Source organism: Mesorhizobium sp. M6A.T.Cr.TU.014.01.1.1, from assembly GCF_004022765.1.
Lineage (GTDB): Bacteria > Pseudomonadota > Alphaproteobacteria > Rhizobiales > Rhizobiaceae > Mesorhizobium > Mesorhizobium mediterraneum.
Genome location: NZ_RZPG01000037.1, coordinates 26,528 through 43,147 on the forward strand (window position 1 = coordinate 26,528; position 16,620 = coordinate 43,147).

Consider the following 16,620-nt stretch of genomic DNA (forward strand, 5'->3'; position numbering starts at 1 on the left):
TCTGTCGACCTGCCGAAACAGGACCTCGGGCATAAACTCCCGCAAAGCGCTTGCACCGTCCCTACGCCAGTATGAACTGGATCAGGTTCAACGGGTCACTGCGCCGCGAAAGCAAGCAGTATCTCAGCCCCTTGCCGGGACTCCCCTGGTGAATGCGTCAGGTTGGACGGGCCGACGCTATCTTGTCAAGCGCATTCGGGCGCCTTCGGCCGGTGGCGATGACCGGCGGCCTGTCAAAACCGGGCGGAGAGCTCGCGCATGCATCGGGGACAAGTCACGCCCCGGAGACCAGGGCTGGAATGGCCAAAGCCTCTTTCGCTTCGTGAAGGATGGAGAAACTGTATCGGCCATGTGCGTCGAGATCGACCGAGTAGCTCAGGCGGTCACGGATGTGGTTATCCTGGTCGAAGGTGACGATTCGCGGCTTCAGCGAGGTGATTTGCACCTCGTCCAGGTAGATGGACTTGCAGATAATGATCTGGTCGTCGGGCTGGCAGGTGCGGGCGGCCGCTCGATTCAGGATGCAGCATCGGCGGCGTTCCCGATACCAATGACATCTTGCGGGCAACTTATGCAATCACCGGCTTCGTAAAACCCGACGGCGGCGGCCGTGTCCTGGCGCTGAGGATGTGCCGCTGTTCCAGCAGAGAAATCGCATGGGCCGCGGAGTTTTCGCTCTGCGAGGAAGAGTTGACGAAATCGTTTAGCTTGCTTGCAGTTTGTACGACCGCCTTTGAAAGCAACTAAGCTATTGCATTGATATGTTGGTGCGGCGATCGATCGCTACATATCCGGCCGCCATTATCCGAGTATTGGTCCGCCTCATGGCAATCCCTGCGGGGTCGTCGGCGGCCGGATCGGCCGCGCCCTCCAGTCATCAAAGAGGAAGCGACCGAGAATTCCGCTGCCGAAAACTTCCCTGGCTTGGCTATGCATGCGGTAGATGAGATCGCCGCCTACCGCGGCCTGGTCGAGGAAGGCATCGACGCGAAGAATATCGCCGCCCAGTTCGGACAGTCTGGTTATCGCCATGCGTCAGCGGCTCAGACTTGCGGTCTCGAGAGCGGCCTTTGGGGGTCACCTCCTTTTTGATTCAGAGGTTGGAAGACGGCTTCTCGTTACCCAATAGAAATGGCGACTACGGAACGCGATCGCGGCCATCAGGAAACACCTGTCTTCGGCTCAACCTCGACATGGCGTCCGATCGACCGCAGATATACAGCTATCTCGTCCATGAGATGATCGCGTTCGCCGTAGATTTCAGCAATCCTACGCAGCTGTGCTCGACGGCCCTCCGTTGCGCCGGCGTCAAATCAGCATCGCCAAAGACGTATCCCAAGTTGCCAATCGCGCAAATGTTGCAGCCGGCGTCCACAACTGATTGCACGAATGCCGGAATGTCTTTTTCTTGCATGGTCTTCATGTCGAATCTCTCGTGAATGGCGAGCTCGCGCCCCCATGCTGCCTTTTCAGCGTGTCCTCTGGGCGGCGCAAGCCTTGAGCGTGGTTGTGCCCGGGCAACCTCGACTATCCCGTCTGCCACGCTCTTTAGAGTCGGTGGGGTCTGGTGATCGCAGGCTGGGCCACTCAAAAGCCTGCAAGAAGAAAGTCATGGCGACCATTGCTCAAGATCGCAAGGGTGCGTGCAAGACCTTCCGTTGGCAGTCATGCACGCCCACTCAGAGAGAGTCCGGCCGCGGAAATTCTCCCTTATTCGTAAGAAAGCTCATTGAGCAACTGGGCATTGAGCAACTGGGTCTCACGTCGCGGGTCTCGTGTGCTTCACAGCCGAAAATAGGGTACCGCCGTGGCAATTCTCGAAAAGTGCAGGTTACCTCGTTCAGGACACGGCGGATTGCCTTCCGACGGCACCCTTGCTGCAACGTGCGACCTAACGAGACATATCTCGTTCGCGTTCCCTCGACCTGTCTTCGTATTGCTGCTTGCCCTGCGATTTCAGGCCCTCTGCTAGCTCCTCGGCCGCTCTTTGGCCTGCAATGTCACTATTCAAGATCATGTCCGGCATCCCTGGATGGTGATAACCGTAACGCGCATGCAGCTTCCCTCAAGCGCAGCGCGTATCCGTCGATTAGTTTCGTCGTCCGGAACCCGAAGCCCTTATCCGGCCTGGTGTATCCATCATTCAACCGGTATACCGTTCCAAACTTTGGCGGACCATTTACCTCAGGCATGATCATCTCGCGTGACATTGTTTTTTGGCGGCGCCATCATCGCACGTGGCATTTTCTAAAAATCAAGACGTGTTAATTTGTAAAATCAGGGATGTGGCCGCGCCCGCTGCGAGGATTTGCAGGTAGCTCTTCAGCTCCAACACGATGTGTGAGGCGGCGGTGGAAAAAGGCAACCGACTTTTAATTGGCGGTACTCACTTCGGAAGCGCTGCAATCGATCCTGAGGATACTATTGATCGCGAGCGCCCAATGCGTCCGCCGTTGGATCCAGGTGACCTCGCCGCTCGCTCCGCGTTCGGCGCCCGTCGCAGAAAGGTAATCGCGCAATTGCTGCACATGCGCCTCGCGGACGTAGGCGTGGGATTCACGTCCGATTTCCAATTGATCGCGGCGTCGACCCGTCCTTTGATGATCGCGAAGGCATCGGCCCGTCCGGCGATATGCTTCGTCGCGAGCTCAGATTGCGATCTCGGGCACAAGGCGAGATCACAGTTCTGCGATCTGTGGTAACGCGAGCCCGCGAAGCGCCGCCGCGGCCTCTCTTTGGAATCTGGCCGAGAATCGTCGTCGTCTGAGATCAGTTGATCGAGCAGTTCGCGCGCGCGGGACGCGCTTGCGTCCAGTCTCTCCCGCGAGCTCGCCCGTGACAAGCTCCTCCATCAGCTTCTGAAGGATGACGCCCCGACGCGCTCCGGCACCGACCACCTCCGGATGCTCAACGTGGCTCTCTGAGGTCACGACCCCATCGAGAGGGTCGCCCAGCCGATCAGCGTCGTGCCAACTGGGCCGGCGCCAGACGACCGGTGGGGCACTTTCCTCAATGCACCGCTGTTCGGCGGCAAACATGTCGGAAGACTGCTCGTTCGGCCGGGAGGCCAGCGGCTGCGTTTCCCGACGCGCAAAGGACGAAGCTCCAGCTCGGGAATTTCATACTGACGCAGATCGATAGAGCTGAACCAGGAGTCTTTTGACGCCTGAGGGTGTGTGGGACAATCAGAATATCTCGCACCCGTATGCAGGCCACATACCAGGTACGCTCACGCTGATTGGCATCTCGCCGGTTCACCGCCATTGCCTCAAGATGGCGGCCCCGCGACACGCTGTGTGGGGTTTGTCAGGTCCGCGCCACAGGCTTGGTAAGCCGATGTGTTGTTTGCCGTCGGCTAAAGAGCTGAACAGCAAGCATAAACTTCTGTCGCCGGCTCGATCCGTCAGATTGGAACGAGATTTGCACCCTTGAGGGTGAGACGACGGCAGCAGCCGACCGGCTCTCCTGTCGCGGACCCCGCGATCGACATAACCAAGGAAGGAGCCCAGCATAGCACAGGCACCGCCAGCCGAGAACTCCCCGATGGCCGGCGCGAGCCATGGGTCGGTGGTAGATCGGCTGGTCGGCATCGACCTCGCTCGGGGCCTGGCTGTCTTCGGGATGTGTGCCGCCCATCTCGGTCCCGACCCCGGCGAAGGAGGACTAGTCGGGTTTCTGATGGAACTAACCCATGGGCGGTCGTCCGCCCTGTTTGCCGTATTGGCTGTTTTTTCGATTCTCCTGATTACCGGTCGCAAGGCGCCGAAGTCGGGGGTTGCAGGTAGACAGGCCATTGCCAGAGTCGCAATTCGTGCCCTTGTTTTGGTCGCGCCCGGGATGCGGCCCGACGCTTGGGCGGTGCCATGAAAGATGAAATGGCCGCCTCCGGTCTCGTTGACGAATTGGAGGCTATGGTGGCAAATAGGCGCGTTGTCTGATCGCCGCTTTGATACTGGCGGTCCGATCCTGCTCAGACATTTAGATCCTTCAAGTTCACCTTCGGCCGCGTCGGCATCTTGCCGACTGGCTTTACGCATCCACGTCATTCCGCCGATGCTTCTGCACCGGGCCAAGTCGACATTTATCCCCACTTGGTGCCTCTTACAGACCATCGTGTTTCAGCATCAGTCGGTTCCTATTTTGCCGAGACTCAGGACCGATTGATACTGTGCCGTTAGTGAACGCTACCCGGGATCTCGACTGGCTAAAGGCTCGTTGTTCGCAGCTCATCCTGGCCAAGACGTTGTTAGCTGGCCATTTCAACACCATCGAAGTGGCTGACCAGGTGAATGCAATGCTCGACCGCTTCCTAGCAGTCGGCCTCCGACGCCGCGCCACTACGCGTAAGTAAAATATGTGCGCAGGACGCTGCATACACGTTAGTGGTGGGTTTGGTCGGGTTACGACCGTCGATCAGCTGACCAGCTGTTTGATCGGGAGCTGGATCATCTGCCGCCGGAGGCGCGGTGGCGCGAAAGGATGCAGCGCGTCGAGGCGACGATCTTTGCAGCCAGCGAGCCCGTTGGCCGTGCGACGCTGGCGCGGATCGTCGGCAAGAACTGCAGCATCGATCTGCTAATCGACGATATCCGCGAAGAGTTGCGCGGCCGGCCCCTATGATTTGGTCTCCGTCGCCGGCGGCTGGAAACACCTGACCCGCCCCGGCCTATGCCGACGCCATCCGCAGTGCATTTGGCAAGGCCGTAGGAGACAGCGTGCGTGGTGTAGACCTGACCCAGTCGGACGTGCTGGTGTTGATGTGCATCGCCTATTTCCAACCGATCACCCGTGGAGAGCTATCGCCATTCTTCGGCAAGGAGATCAGCCGCGACCTGGTCGGCCATCTGCGTGGTGCGAAGCTCATCGCCTCCGGTCCACGCAGCCCGACCCCAGGCGCGCCCTACACCGACGTGACGACAAAAGAGTTCCTGGTGGAGTTCGGGCTCGACACGCTGCGCGACCTGCCGGATTTCGAGGCGCTCGAGGATGCTGGACTTCTGTCGAAGGGGAAGCTGCTGGAGGGCGCCATAGTGCCCGGCTTTTCCTCCCATCACTACAACGCCGACGTCGAGATCGAGGATTAGCTGCTCGCTGCCGCGCAGCAGCCGACCGCCGGCGCGTGATGCTGTTCAAATCTCCGCCGAACGTCGGGATCTTCGGTACGCATAAAGAGAAGCGGGTCTAATCAAACAATGAAGCGACACCCTTCGGTAGCAAGCGCCTCAAGTTGCGAGCTTGGCGTCCTTGGAAAACGGTAGGCGAAGGAGACGTGTACGTCAGTCAGTTATTACTGTGCTCAGGTGCTCTCTGGCTTGGCGCGAAGTCACTTCTTTGGTCTCATCTGCGGTCGAGCTGCCTCTGCGGCGTCACTTTGGATCTGCGATTAAAGTCTCAAGCTCCACGATATCTGCAGTTATTTATGAGAGACGGACCGCGATGGGTACCGGCAGCTTGATTGTCGTAACTGTGGGTTTTAGCCGATCGTTAAAGATTCCACCCCTTTGCCATGTGGGTAACAGCGCCGTTTTTCCCATTGACGTCAAAACATCGGAACAAAGTACCTTAGCTCTACAGATTTAATAGAATATCGTTTGATCTGGTTTGGTGCGGCCTAGCGCGCATGCAAAGTGTGGGAGATTGATGACTTGGCACGATTATCGGTTCTCGGAATATCGGGCGGCGTAAGCAACCCGTCCCGTACCACGGCGGTGGTCAATGCGCTGGTCAAGGCGGTCGCGTTGCGCGTGCCTGCAGACACCGGTCTGATCGAGATCACGGAGGCGGCACCCTCACTTTTCGCCGGACTATCCCGCGGCGCACTTGGCGCATCTGGAGAAGCGATTATCCAGCGTGTCGAGAAGGCCGATTTGCTCGTGGTCGGAACGCCTGTCTATAGGGCTTCCTACACTGGCGCCCTCAAGCACCTGTTCGACCTGGTCGATTATCGCGCGTTGACGGGCAAGACCGTGCTTCTCGCCGCGACCGGCGGGAGCCCATACCATGGCCTGGTCCTCGAACATCAGCTCCGGCCATTGTTCGGCTTTTTTGGCGCTGTCACCGTCCCTACGGGCGTCTACGGCGCGCCCGACGATTTCGTCGATGGCGAAATCGTCGGCGCAGCCATCATCGAGCGCATTGCAAGGGCTGCCACCGACGCGGTCTCCTTGCTCAACTCCAGTCACGCAAATGCTGCCGTCGCCACCCGCGTCGGCTGAGCCAATCAACAGGGGAAACGACGACATGAGTTCGCATTCCGACGCCATCAAATTCGCCTACTGGGTCCCGAATGTTTCCGGCGGCCTGGTGATCTCCAACATTGAGCAGCGGACAGGTTGGGATATCGACTACAACCGCAAGCTCGCCCAGATTGCCGAGGCCAACGGGTTCGACTATGCGCTGAGCCAGATCCGTTTCACGGCCGGCTATGGGGCCGACAACCAGCACGAATCAGTCTCGTTCAGCCATGCCTTGCTTGCCGCGACCACAACGCTGAAGGTTATCGCAGCGATCCTGCCCGGCCCGTGGAACCCTGCGCTGGCGGCCAAGCAGATCGCTACCATCAACCACCTGACCAATGGCCGCGTCTCCGTCAATGTCGTCAGCGGCTGGTTCCGAGGCGAGTTCGCCGCGATTGGCGAACTCTGGCTCGATCATGACGAGCGCTATCGCCGGTCGGAGGAATTTATCCGAGCGTTGCGCGGCATCTGGACGGAAGACAGTTTCACGCTGAAGGGCGATTTCTACCGCTTCACCAACTATTCCATGAAGCCGAAGCCGATCGAGCCCTTGCCCGAGATATTCCAAGGCGGCTCGTCGCGAGCCGCTCGCGACATGGCGTCTCGTGTCTCCGATTGGTATTTCACCAACGGCAATACCCCGGAGGAGATCCGGAAGCAGGTCGACGACATCCGCACCAAGGCGAAAGCCAACGGCCACAAGGTTAGGATCGGCGTCAACGCTTTCGCCATCGCCCGCGAGAGCGAGCAGGAAGCGCGCGCCGTGCTCGACGAGATCATCGCCAAGGCGAATCCGGAGGCGGTGCAGGGCTTTGCCGATCAGGTCAAGAATGCCGGCAAGGCCTCGCCGGAAGGCGAAGGCAATTGGGCGAAATCCTCCTTCGAGGATCTCGTGCAATACAATGACGGCTTCCGCAGCAATCTCATCGGCACGCCTGAACAGATCGCCGAACGCATCCTGAAGCTCAAGGATGCCGGCGCCGACCTGATCCTGCTCGGCTTCCTGCATTTCCAGGAAGAGGTCGAGTTCTTCGGCAAGCGCGTCATCCCATTGGTGCGCGAACTGGAAGCAGCTCGCGACAGGGAGCTTGTCGCCGCGGAATAGGTCAGGCGCGGCCTTCGGGCCGCCGCCAGCTCTCCTTCAAAAACAGGGACGTTTCATGATTGGTGCTTCGCTGGGAGCCGCCGCATACGAGCGCGCGCCCGAAATTTCCCGCATTCTTGCTGGTGTTGGCCCCGTGGAGGACACGCGCCGGGCGCGCCTGTCGGCAAAGGCTGATGCGATCCTGACGCTGAATGGGATCGGTATTTCCTTTGGCGGCGTCACGGCATTGAGCGATGTCGACCTTGAGGTCAAGAGCGGCGAGATCCGCGCGGTGATCGGCCCCAACGGCGCCGGCAAATCCTCGCTGATCAACATCATCAGCGGCCTCTACCACGCCGACCACGGCACGATCACGATCGACGGACAGCCATTTGCCCGGGTGCCGGCGAACCGTCTGGCGCGACTGGGCGTTGCACGAACCTTCCAAAACCTGGCGCTGTTCGGCGGGCTTTCGGTGCGTGACAACATCGCGTCCGGCCGCGTCCACACCAGGCACGCCAGTTTTGTCGAACACATTGCAGGCCTGCCACGCGCCCGGCGCGAGGATGCCATGATCGCCGAAAAGACCGATCAGATAGTCGCCTTCCTGCATCTCGAAAGCGTCGCCGACCGCCTCGTCGCCACCTTGCCTTACGGCCTGCAGAAGCGGGTCGAGCTGGCGCGCGCGCTGGTCGCCGAGCCGAAGCTGCTGCTGCTCGACGAGCCGATGGCCGGCATGACGGCGACCGAGAAGGCCGAGATGGCCGGCTTCGTGCGCGCCGCGCGCGACCGGCACGGCGTCACCATCATCCTGATCGAGCACGACATCGGCGTTGTCATGGGCCTCTCCGACCGCGTCGCCGTGCTCGACTACGGCCGCAAGATCGCCGACGGCACGCCGGCCGAGGTGCGCGCCGATCCTGCGGTGATCCGGGCCTATCTCGGCACCGCCGAGGGCGAAGACGGCGAGGGCATCTGATGAGCTACTATGATTTCCTCTTCGTCATCGAGGTGCTGGTCGGAGGCCTGCTGTCGGGCGTCATGTACTCGCTCGTCGCCATCGGATTCGTGCTGATCTACAAGACCTCGGGCGTGCTGAACTTCGCGCAAGGCTCGATGGTGCTGTTTGCAGCACTCACTTTCGTCAGCCTGGTCGAACGCCGCGTCCCTTTCGCGCTTTCGCTGCTCATCACCTTCGCGGTCATGGTCGCGCTCGGCTTCACCATCGAGCGGACCGTGCTCAGGCCGCTGGTCAACCGCTCGCCGATGACGCTGTTCATGGCGACGCTGGGCCTCTCCTACATCATCGAAGGTGCCGCCCAGCTTATCTGGGGCACGCAGGTGCACGGGCTCGACCTCGGCATCGACGACACCCCCTTCGAGGTCGGCGGCGTACTGATCTCGTCCTTCGACCTGCTGGCGGCGGCGATCGCCGCCGCCATGGTCGCAGGCCTCAGCGCCTTCTTCTATTGGACGCGGATCGGCCTTGCGTTTCGCGCCGTCGCCGACGATCAGTTCGCGGCCCTCGCCGTCGGGCTGCGGCTGCCTCGCATCTGGGGCACCGTGTGGACGGCGGCCGGCTTCGTCGCGCTGGTCGCCGGGCTGTTGTGGGGCGCGCGTCTCGGCGTCCAGTTCTCGCTGTCGCTGATCGTGCTGAAGGCGCTGCCGGTGCTGGTGCTTGGCGGCTTCGATTCCATCCTCGGCGCCATCGTTGGCGGCCTCATCATCGGCGCCAGCGAGAAGCTGGCCGAGGTCTATCTCGGCCCGTTCGTCGGCGGCGGCATCGAGGGCTGGTTCGCCTATGCGCTGGCGCTGGTGGTGCTTTTGGTGCGCCCCTCCGGCCTGTTTGGCCAGAAAACCGTCGAAAGGGTCTGAACCATGGCCGTGCAAGCTCTCGACACCGCAAGGCTTCCAGTCGAGTGGGCGAAACTCGTTCAGAAGCTGGCATTGCCGACCGCCCTGTTCGTCGTCGCCTACGGCGTGGTCCCTGCCTATGCTTCGGGCTATCTGGTCGAGGCGATCCTGCTGCCATTCCTGGCGCTCAGCCTGGCGGCGGTCGGCCTCAATTTGCTGACCGGCTATTGCGGCCAGCTCTCGCTTGGCTCTTCCGCCTTCATGGCGGTGGGCGCGTTCGGCGCCTACAATTTCAACCTTAGGGTCGAAGGCCTGCCGCTGGCGGTGACCATGATCCTGGCCGGAATTTCCGCCGCCGGCTTCGGCGTCGTGTTCGGCCTGCCCAGTCTCAGGCTGCGCGGCTTCTACCTCGCCGTCTCGACGCTCGCCGCCCAGTTCTTCGTGCAATGGGCGCTAACCAAGTTCGGCTGGTTCTCCAACGACAACCCGTCCGGGGTGGTCTCGGCGCCGCACCTGGCCGTCGCCGGTCTTTCGCTCGACAGCGCGACCGGCCGCTATTTGCTTTCGGTGACGACGGTGATCCTGATCACAGTGCTCGTGTCGAGGCTGGTCAACAGCGCCACCGGCCGCAACTTCATCGCCGTGCGCGACAACGAGACCGCGGCACGGGTCATCGGCGTTCCGGTGCTCAAGACCAAGCTGCTCGCCTTCGCGCTGTCGTCCTTCATCATCGGCGTTGCCGGCGTGCTGTGGGCCTTCACCTATCTGCGCACCGTCGAGCCGGCCGGGTTCAACCTCGACCGCTCGTTCCAGATCCTGTTCATCATCATCATCGGCGGGCTGGCTTCGATACGCGGCGCCTTTCTGGGCGCGGCGTTCATCGTCGTCTTCCCGCTCTTTCTGTCCCGGCTCGGCGCCTTCGTGTTCGGCGGCCTGTTCGATTCAGGTGTGCTCGACATGAGCCAGCGCATCGTGCTTGGCGCGCTCATCATCATCTTCCTCATCGCGGAACCGAACGGGCTGTCGGCCCTCTTCGACCGCCTGAAACGACGGATCGGCTCGAGGTCCAGCTGAGCGCCGCTCGACATCCTCTCACGGACCACAACCTCAGGAGATGCAACCCATGACCTTCTTCAGTCACCTACGAAAGGCGGCGATCGCCACGGCCTTCGTCTTCGGCGCGACGGCGGTTCACGCCGACGAACAGTATTTTCCTCTGCAGAGCTACCGCGTCGGCCCCTATGCCGCCGGCGGCACCGGCTTCTTCGGCGGCTTCATCGACTATCTCAACCTGATCAACATCCGAGACGGAGGCGTCAACGGCGTCAAGCTGACCTGGAGCGAAGGCGAGACGCAGTATGAGGTCGAGAAGGGCGTCGAGGTCTACGAACGATTGAAGAGCAATCCCGGCATCGCCGCCTGGAACCCGCTTTCCGTAGGCATCGCATACGCCATGATCGACCGCATCACCGATGACAAGGTTCCACTGATAACCATCAACCATGGCCGCACCGACACGACAGATGGGCGCGTGTTCCCTTACGTCTTCCCGCTGCTGCTCAATCCCTACAGCGAGACCTCCGGCATCGTGAACTACATCGCCTCCAAGAAAGGCGGCCTCGACAAGCTCAAAGGCAAGAAGATCGTGGTGCTCTATCACGGCTCGCCCTACGGCAAGGAGACGATCCCGATCTATGAATTGCTTTCGCAGAAATACGGCTTCGAGCTGTCGCAGATCGAGGTGCCGCATCCCGGCAACGAGCAGCAGGCGCAATGGCTGACGATCCGGCGCGAGCATCCGGATTACGTGGTGCTGCGCGGCTGGGGGGTGATGAACCCCGTTGCCCTGAAAACCGCCCAGAAGACCGGCTTCCCGGCCGACCATATCGTCGGAAACGTCTGGTCCAACTCCGAGGAAGACGTCATCCCCGCCGGCGATGCCGCTAAGGGCTACACCGCCATCACCACCCAGGCCTCGGGCGAGCAGTATCCGGTGGTCCAGGAGATCGTCAAAACCGTCTACGGCGCCGGCAAGGGCAATCTCGAGGACAAGAGCCGCATCGGCTCGGTCTACCATAATCTCGGCATCGTCAATGGCATCCTTAATGTCGAGGCGGTCCGCATCGCACAGGCGAAGTTCGGCAACCGCACGCTGACCGGCGACGAAGTGCGTTGGGGCTTCGAGCATCTCAAGCTCGATCCGGCGCGCGTCGAGGCACTCGGCGCCAAGGACCTGTTCCACTCGATCAACGTCTCCTGGGACAATCACGAGGGTGACGGCTACGTGACCTTCCAGCAATGGGACGGCAAGAAGTGGAATGTCGTCTCCGACTGGATCGCTCCCGACTGGAAGCTGCTGCGTCCGATCATCGAGAAGTCGTCCGAGGCCTATGCCAAGGAAAAGGGCATCAAGATCCGCACGGCCGAGGACGCCGACGCGGTGGTCAGCAACTGAATTTGGTATGCGCGGCCGACAAATCTGGCCGGCCGCGCCATCCACCTTCCCGAGCGGAGTCATCGATGTCCATCCCGGAATACCCGATACTGTCAGTTAGCAGCGTGGAAGCTGTCTACAACGGCGCCATCGCCGCCCTACACGGCGTCGACTTGTTGGTTGGCAGGGGCGAGATCGTCGCGCTGCTCGGCTCCAACGGTGCCGGCAAGACGACACTGCTGCGCGCCGTATCCAATCTCCTTCAGGCTGAGCGCGGCGCCATTACCGCCGGTCGGATCACCTTCGGTGGCGGGGATGTTTCAAGGGCAAGCCCCTCGCACCTAGTCCGCAGCGGCCTTGTCCAAGTCCTCGAGGGCCGGCATTGCTTCCGCTCGCTGACGGTCGAAGAGAACCTCTTCACCGGCGCGCTCGGACGCTCGTCCTCTCGCACTGGCGTCAAGGCCGACCTCGATCGTGTCTATTCACTTTTCCCAAGGCTCGCCGAGAAGCGGCGAACCCGGTCCGGCCTCACTTCCGGGGGCGAGCAGCAGATGACGGCTATCGGCCGGGGTCTGATGTCGCGGCCGAAACTCTTTGTTCTGGACGAGCCGTCGATGGGGCTGGCACCGCTGATCGTCGACGAGATCTTCAGCGCCCTGAAATGGCTCAACCGCGACGAAGGCCTTTCGATCCTCGTTGCCGAACAGAATTCGGCGGTCGCGCTGAAATACGCCGACCGCGCCACCGTGCTCGAGAACGGCGTCAGCGTGCTGGAAGGATCGGCTGCCGACTTGCGCCAGCGCACCGATATCAAAACCTACTACCTCGGCGGCGCGCCGCTTCCACCGCAACATTTTCCCAAGGAGACAGCAGCATGACCATCCAATCCAGGCAGGCGTCGGATAGCCGCAGTGCCGTCCCGCCGGTCGAACGACCCTCTGCCAAGGCGCATGTGATCAAGGCCGATGCCGAGGCAATCGCTGTCGCCGAAAAACTCGCCGCCGAATTCGCCAGGGATGCCTCCAAGCGGGATCGTGAACGCATCTGGCCGAAGGAAGAGCTCGATGCGTTTTCGCAGAGCGGCCTGTGGTCGATCAACGTGCCGAAAGCCTATGGCGGGCCGGAGCTCTCCTATGTGACCCTGTCGAAGGTGATCACCATCATCTCGGCGGCCGATCCGTCGCTCGGCCAGATTCCGCAGAACCATCTTGGCGTCGTCGCCGCTATCCGCACCGTCTCCGACGAGGCGCAGAAGAAGCTGCTTTTCGCTGAGGTGCTGTCCGGCACGCGCTTCGGCAACGCGTTCTCCGAGTTCGGCTCCAAGCGCGCGGCCGACTTCGAGACAAAGTTCGTCGACGCCGGCGACCATGTCGTGGTCAACGGCCAGAAATTCTATTCGAGCGGTGCTCTGCTTGCCCATCTGGTGCCGATCGTGGCCCTCGATGACGAGGGGCGTGCCTGGTATGCCATCGCCGATCGCGGCGCGCCCGGGCTGACGGTCATCGACGACTGGTCGAGCTTCGGACAGAAGACGACTTTGTCCGGCACGGTCCTGCTCGACAATGTCAAGGTGCCCAAAACGCATCTCGTCCCCGGCTATAAGGGCTACGACAGGCCGACGGCCGACGGCGCCATCTTCCAGATCATCCAGGCCGCGGTCGATCTCGGCATCGCCAAGGCGGCGATCGACGAGACTGTCGGCTTCGTGCGCACCAAGTCGCGCGCCTGGATCGACAGCGGCGTCGATCATGCCTGGCAGGATCCTTATACGATCCAGGCGATTGGCGACCTTCGCCTGCGGACCAACGCGGCAGAGGCGGTTCTGGAAAGGGCCGGGCTTGCGGTCGATCGCGCCGTGGCCGACCCGAACGAGAAGACCGTCGCGGAAGCGCAGATCGCGGTTGCCGAATCCAAGATTCTCACCACAGAGATCGCCATCATTGCCACGAACAAGCTGTTCGAGCTCGCCGGCACACGCTCGACGCTGGCCGAGCACAATCTCGACCGGCACTGGCGCAACGCCCGCACCCACACGCTGCACGATCCGGTGCGCTGGAAATACGCGATCCTCGGCAACTACTACCTCAACGACGTAAATCCGCCACTCCATGCCTGGAGCTAGTGAGCGCCTCCAAATCACAGAGGACCATTCATGAGCATTGCCACTCCCGACAGGATCAAGGTCCTGTGGTTTCTGCCGACTCATGGCGACAGCCGCTATCTCGGCACCTCAGAGGGGGGAAGGGCGGTCGACTTGCCCTATCTCACCCAAGTCGCGAAAGCCGCCGATGCCATCGGCTACTATGGCGCGCTGCTGCCGACAGGACGCAGTTGCGAAGATAGCTGGGTCGTGGCGTCGGCGCTGGCACCGCTGACGCAGCGGCTTCGCTTCCTTGTCGCCGTCCGGCCGGGCCTGCAATCGCCGACGCTAGCCGCGCGCATGACCTCGACGCTCGACCGCATTTCCGGCGGACGCCTGCTCATCAACGTCGTCACCGGCGGGGATCCGGTCGAGAACAAGGGCGACGGCATCTTCCTCAGCCATGACGAGCGCTATGAGGTGACGCGGGAATTCCTCGACATCTACAAGGCGGTGCTTCGCGGCGAGACCGTAGCGTTCGCAGGCAAGCACTTCCGTATCGAGGACGGTCGCCTACTGTTTCCGCCCGTGCAGACGCCACATCCGCCGCTCTATTTCGGCGGCTCGTCCGATGCCGGTAACGCGGTCGCCGCCGAACAGATCGACAAATATCTGACCTGGGGCGAACCGCCGGCGGACGTCGCGGCAAAGATTGCCCATGTGCGCGGTCTTGCCGAGAAAGCCGGGCGCCAGGTGACTTTCGGCATCAGGCTGCATGTCATCGTCCGCGAGACCAATGATGAGGCCTGGGCCGATGCCGACCGCCTGATCAGCCGCCTGGACGACAACACGATAACCGAGGCGCAGAAGGTTTTCGCGCGCATGGATTCCGTCGGCCAGTCGCGCATGAGCCGGCTTCATGGCGGCCGCCGCGACAAGCTCGAAATCAGTCCGAACCTGTGGGCTGGCGTTGGCCTGGTGCGCGGCGGCGCCGGCACCGCCCTGGTCGGCGATGCGGCGACAGTTGCGGAACGGATCGACGAATACCGGCGCATTGGCATCGATAGCTTTATCCTGTCCGGCTATCCGCATCTGGAGGAGGCCTATCGGTTCGGCGAACTGGTGTTGCCGTTGTTGCCGCTCGATCATGAAATCTCGACCCGCCCGACGACCGTCAACATGGGACCGTTCGGCGAAACGGTGGCCGGCGACCATCGGCCTTCGGCACCGCGCGCGAGTCAGTCTTGAGCGCCAGAGACTTGGGCAGGGGACCGGTCGTAGCCATCATCGGTGGCGGCTTTTCCGGTGCGGCGACCGCGTTTCATCTTGCGCGGCTGCTGCCCGCCGGTGCTGCCGATATCGTGGTCGTCGAGCCCAGAGACGGGCTCGGCTATGGTCTGGCCTACTCGACGGCCGATCCTTCACACCGCATCAACGTGCCGGCGTCGAGAATGACGCTGATCTCCGGCCAGGACAGCCACTTTGCCGATTGGCTGGAGCAGACCGGCGCGATTCTCGACGATGCCGAGGCTATTGCCGCAAATGGAGCACTCTACCCACAGCGACGCGTTTTCGGGCGCTACGTGGAATCTTATCTCCAACCCTTTCTCTTCGGCAAAGTGATCCGTCATGTCAGGTCCGCCGTCGCGTCAGTCGAGCTCAGTGGCCAGGGCTACATCCTGATTCTCGCTGATGGAAGGACGCTCGCAGCCGACGCCCTAGTGATTGCGGCGACGCATCCGCCACCCGCCTTGCCATCGGCCCTGCGGTCCGTGGCTGCTGCAGCCCGGCTGTTGGCCAATCCCTATGATCTCGGAGGACTGCAAGCGATCGGCCGCGACGACCATGTGCTCGTAGTCGGCACTGGACTGACGTCGGCGGACATCATTGCCACGCTGGACCGCAATGGGCATCGTAGCCGCATCGTCGCGCTGTCACGTCATGGTTATCGTTCGCGCAGCCACGCGGTGCTCCCGGTCGACCCGATTGGTGATTTCATCAGTCTGCCTTCACGCAGCGCAACAGTGATGCTCAGACGCATCCGGGCCACGATCCTAGATGCCAAGCGTCGGGGCGAAGACTGGCACCCGGTGCTCGATGCCGTCCGACGTCAGGGACAAATCATCTGGCAGGCCCTGCCGCTCGACGAGCAACGCCGCCTCGTGCGCCATTTGCGCACGCTGTGGGATGTGCATCGCTTCCGCATCGCGCCACAGGTCGCGGACGTGCTCGATCGCCGCGTTGCCGAAGGCATGCTCGCCTATCGCGCCGCATCGATCGTCGGCGCCGAGCAGGTCGACGGGCGCATTCGCGTCACGATGCGGCCAAGGCGCCAACCCACTCAGACAACCGAGACGTTCGACAGGGTGGTCGTCACGACCGGGCCGGCGCATGCCGATATTTTCCGGACCAACACAGCAATTGCCGATCTCGGGCGAATGGGACTGGTCCGGCTAGACCCGATTGGCCTTGGCCTGGCGACCGACAGCCAAGGCCGTGCGCTCAGCACTTCCGGCCGACCGACCGACAGCATTTTCGTCAGCGGGCCGCTGGCGCGCGGCAGCGTTGGCGAATTGATGGGAATTCCCGAAGTCACCGCGCATGCCGAGCGTATAGCCGCTGAAATCCACCAATGGCTTGGATACCAAACGGCGTTGCGTCGTAAGGCGTCGTGAAGCTGCAAACACGATGAGGCTATCCAAATGACACTCACCGAGCGTATTGCGAAGGTGGAAGCCCATCGTGTCGTAAATAGGCCACTGGTCGCGTGCCGCTCCTGGCGCTTTTAGCAGATCCGCTCGACCTCGGAGGTGCCGATCTCCATGCCCAGACTTCGCACCGGCGTCCACCGCTTTGATGACGATCCGAGACGATCAGCCCACCGCGGCGGGTCGAGAAAGCACTGGGCGGGAAGACGCCTACAGCGAGGCTG

Annotated in this window: 12 protein-coding genes, 2 pseudogenes and 1 riboswitch; of the genes and pseudogenes, 11 read left to right on the top strand and 3 right to left on the bottom strand. The window is 61.9% G+C overall.

Annotation, left to right across the window (positions count from 1 at the left end; all coding sequences use genetic code 11):
* Nucleotides 1-40: 40 nt before the first annotated feature.
* Nucleotides 41-157: riboswitch (TPP riboswitch) on the bottom strand.
* Between the two features lie 117 nt (nucleotides 158-274).
* The 3 genes and pseudogenes from EN885_RS29960 to EN885_RS29970 all read right to left on the bottom strand — a co-directional run.
* A pseudogene (locus EN885_RS29960) lies at nucleotides 275-532 on the bottom strand (aspartate 1-decarboxylase); the annotation flags it as partial.
* Nucleotides 533-822: 290 nt separating this feature from the next.
* Complete coding sequence (locus EN885_RS29965; RefSeq protein WP_128243894.1) at nucleotides 823-1,032, bottom strand: hypothetical protein; 210 nt, start codon at nucleotides 1,030-1,032, stop codon at nucleotides 823-825.
* A 190-nt stretch (nucleotides 1,033-1,222) separates the two neighbouring features.
* The gene (locus EN885_RS29970; RefSeq protein WP_245493169.1) at nucleotides 1,223-1,423 is read right to left on the bottom strand and encodes a hypothetical protein; all 201 of its coding nucleotides are present in this window, start codon (nucleotides 1,421-1,423) and stop codon (nucleotides 1,223-1,225) included.
* 3,056 nt (nucleotides 1,424-4,479) lie between these two features.
* On the opposite strand from EN885_RS29970, the pseudogene EN885_RS29985 reads away from it, so the two are divergent.
* The 11 genes and pseudogenes from EN885_RS29985 to EN885_RS30035 all read left to right on the top strand — a co-directional run bounded on the left by EN885_RS29985 (nucleotide 4,480) and on the right by EN885_RS30035 (nucleotide 16,363).
* Nucleotides 4,480-5,084, top strand: a pseudogene (locus EN885_RS29985) (SMC-Scp complex subunit ScpB).
* Nucleotides 5,085-5,645: 561 nt separating this feature from the next.
* Nucleotides 5,646-6,215: an FMN reductase gene (gene msuE / locus EN885_RS29990; RefSeq protein ID WP_095487005.1), complete on the top strand. Its 570-nt coding sequence runs from the start codon at nucleotides 5,646-5,648 to the stop codon at nucleotides 6,213-6,215.
* 25 nt (nucleotides 6,216-6,240) lie between these two features.
* A complete protein-coding gene (sfnG, locus tag EN885_RS29995; RefSeq protein ID WP_095487007.1) occupies nucleotides 6,241-7,341 on the top strand; it encodes a dimethylsulfone monooxygenase SfnG in 1,101 nt (366 codons plus the stop codon).
* 55 nt (nucleotides 7,342-7,396) lie between these two features.
* Entirely contained in the window at nucleotides 7,397-8,299 is a 903-nt protein-coding gene (locus tag EN885_RS30000) for an ABC transporter ATP-binding protein (RefSeq protein ID WP_127203775.1), read from the top strand.
* A complete protein-coding gene (locus tag EN885_RS30005; protein WP_095487011.1) occupies nucleotides 8,299-9,195 on the top strand; it encodes a branched-chain amino acid ABC transporter permease in 897 nt (298 codons plus the stop codon). The genes EN885_RS30000 and EN885_RS30005 overlap by 1 nt, the downstream gene beginning before the upstream one ends.
* Nucleotides 9,196-9,198: 3 nt before the next feature.
* A complete protein-coding gene (locus EN885_RS30010) occupies nucleotides 9,199-10,248 on the top strand; it encodes a branched-chain amino acid ABC transporter permease (RefSeq protein WP_128243895.1) in 1,050 nt (349 codons plus the stop codon).
* A 49-nt stretch (nucleotides 10,249-10,297) separates the two neighbouring features.
* Complete coding sequence (locus tag EN885_RS30015) at nucleotides 10,298-11,629, top strand: ABC transporter substrate-binding protein (protein ID WP_127203776.1); 1,332 nt, start codon at nucleotides 10,298-10,300, stop codon at nucleotides 11,627-11,629.
* Between the two features lie 65 nt (nucleotides 11,630-11,694).
* Complete coding sequence (locus tag EN885_RS30020) at nucleotides 11,695-12,486, top strand: ABC transporter ATP-binding protein (RefSeq protein ID WP_127203777.1); 792 nt, start codon at nucleotides 11,695-11,697, stop codon at nucleotides 12,484-12,486.
* A complete protein-coding gene (locus EN885_RS30025; protein ID WP_095487019.1) occupies nucleotides 12,483-13,730 on the top strand; it encodes an SfnB family sulfur acquisition oxidoreductase in 1,248 nt (415 codons plus the stop codon). The genes EN885_RS30020 and EN885_RS30025 overlap by 4 nt, the downstream gene beginning before the upstream one ends.
* 30 nt (nucleotides 13,731-13,760) lie before the next feature.
* Nucleotides 13,761-14,936: an FMNH2-dependent alkanesulfonate monooxygenase gene (gene ssuD, locus EN885_RS30030; RefSeq protein ID WP_127294303.1), complete on the top strand. Its 1,176-nt coding sequence runs from the start codon at nucleotides 13,761-13,763 to the stop codon at nucleotides 14,934-14,936.
* Nucleotides 14,933-16,363, top strand: a complete 1,431-nt coding sequence (locus tag EN885_RS30035; protein WP_126104953.1) for an FAD/NAD(P)-binding protein — start codon at nucleotides 14,933-14,935, stop codon at nucleotides 16,361-16,363. The genes ssuD and EN885_RS30035 overlap by 4 nt, the downstream gene beginning before the upstream one ends.
* Nucleotides 16,364-16,620: the final 257 nt, after the last annotated feature.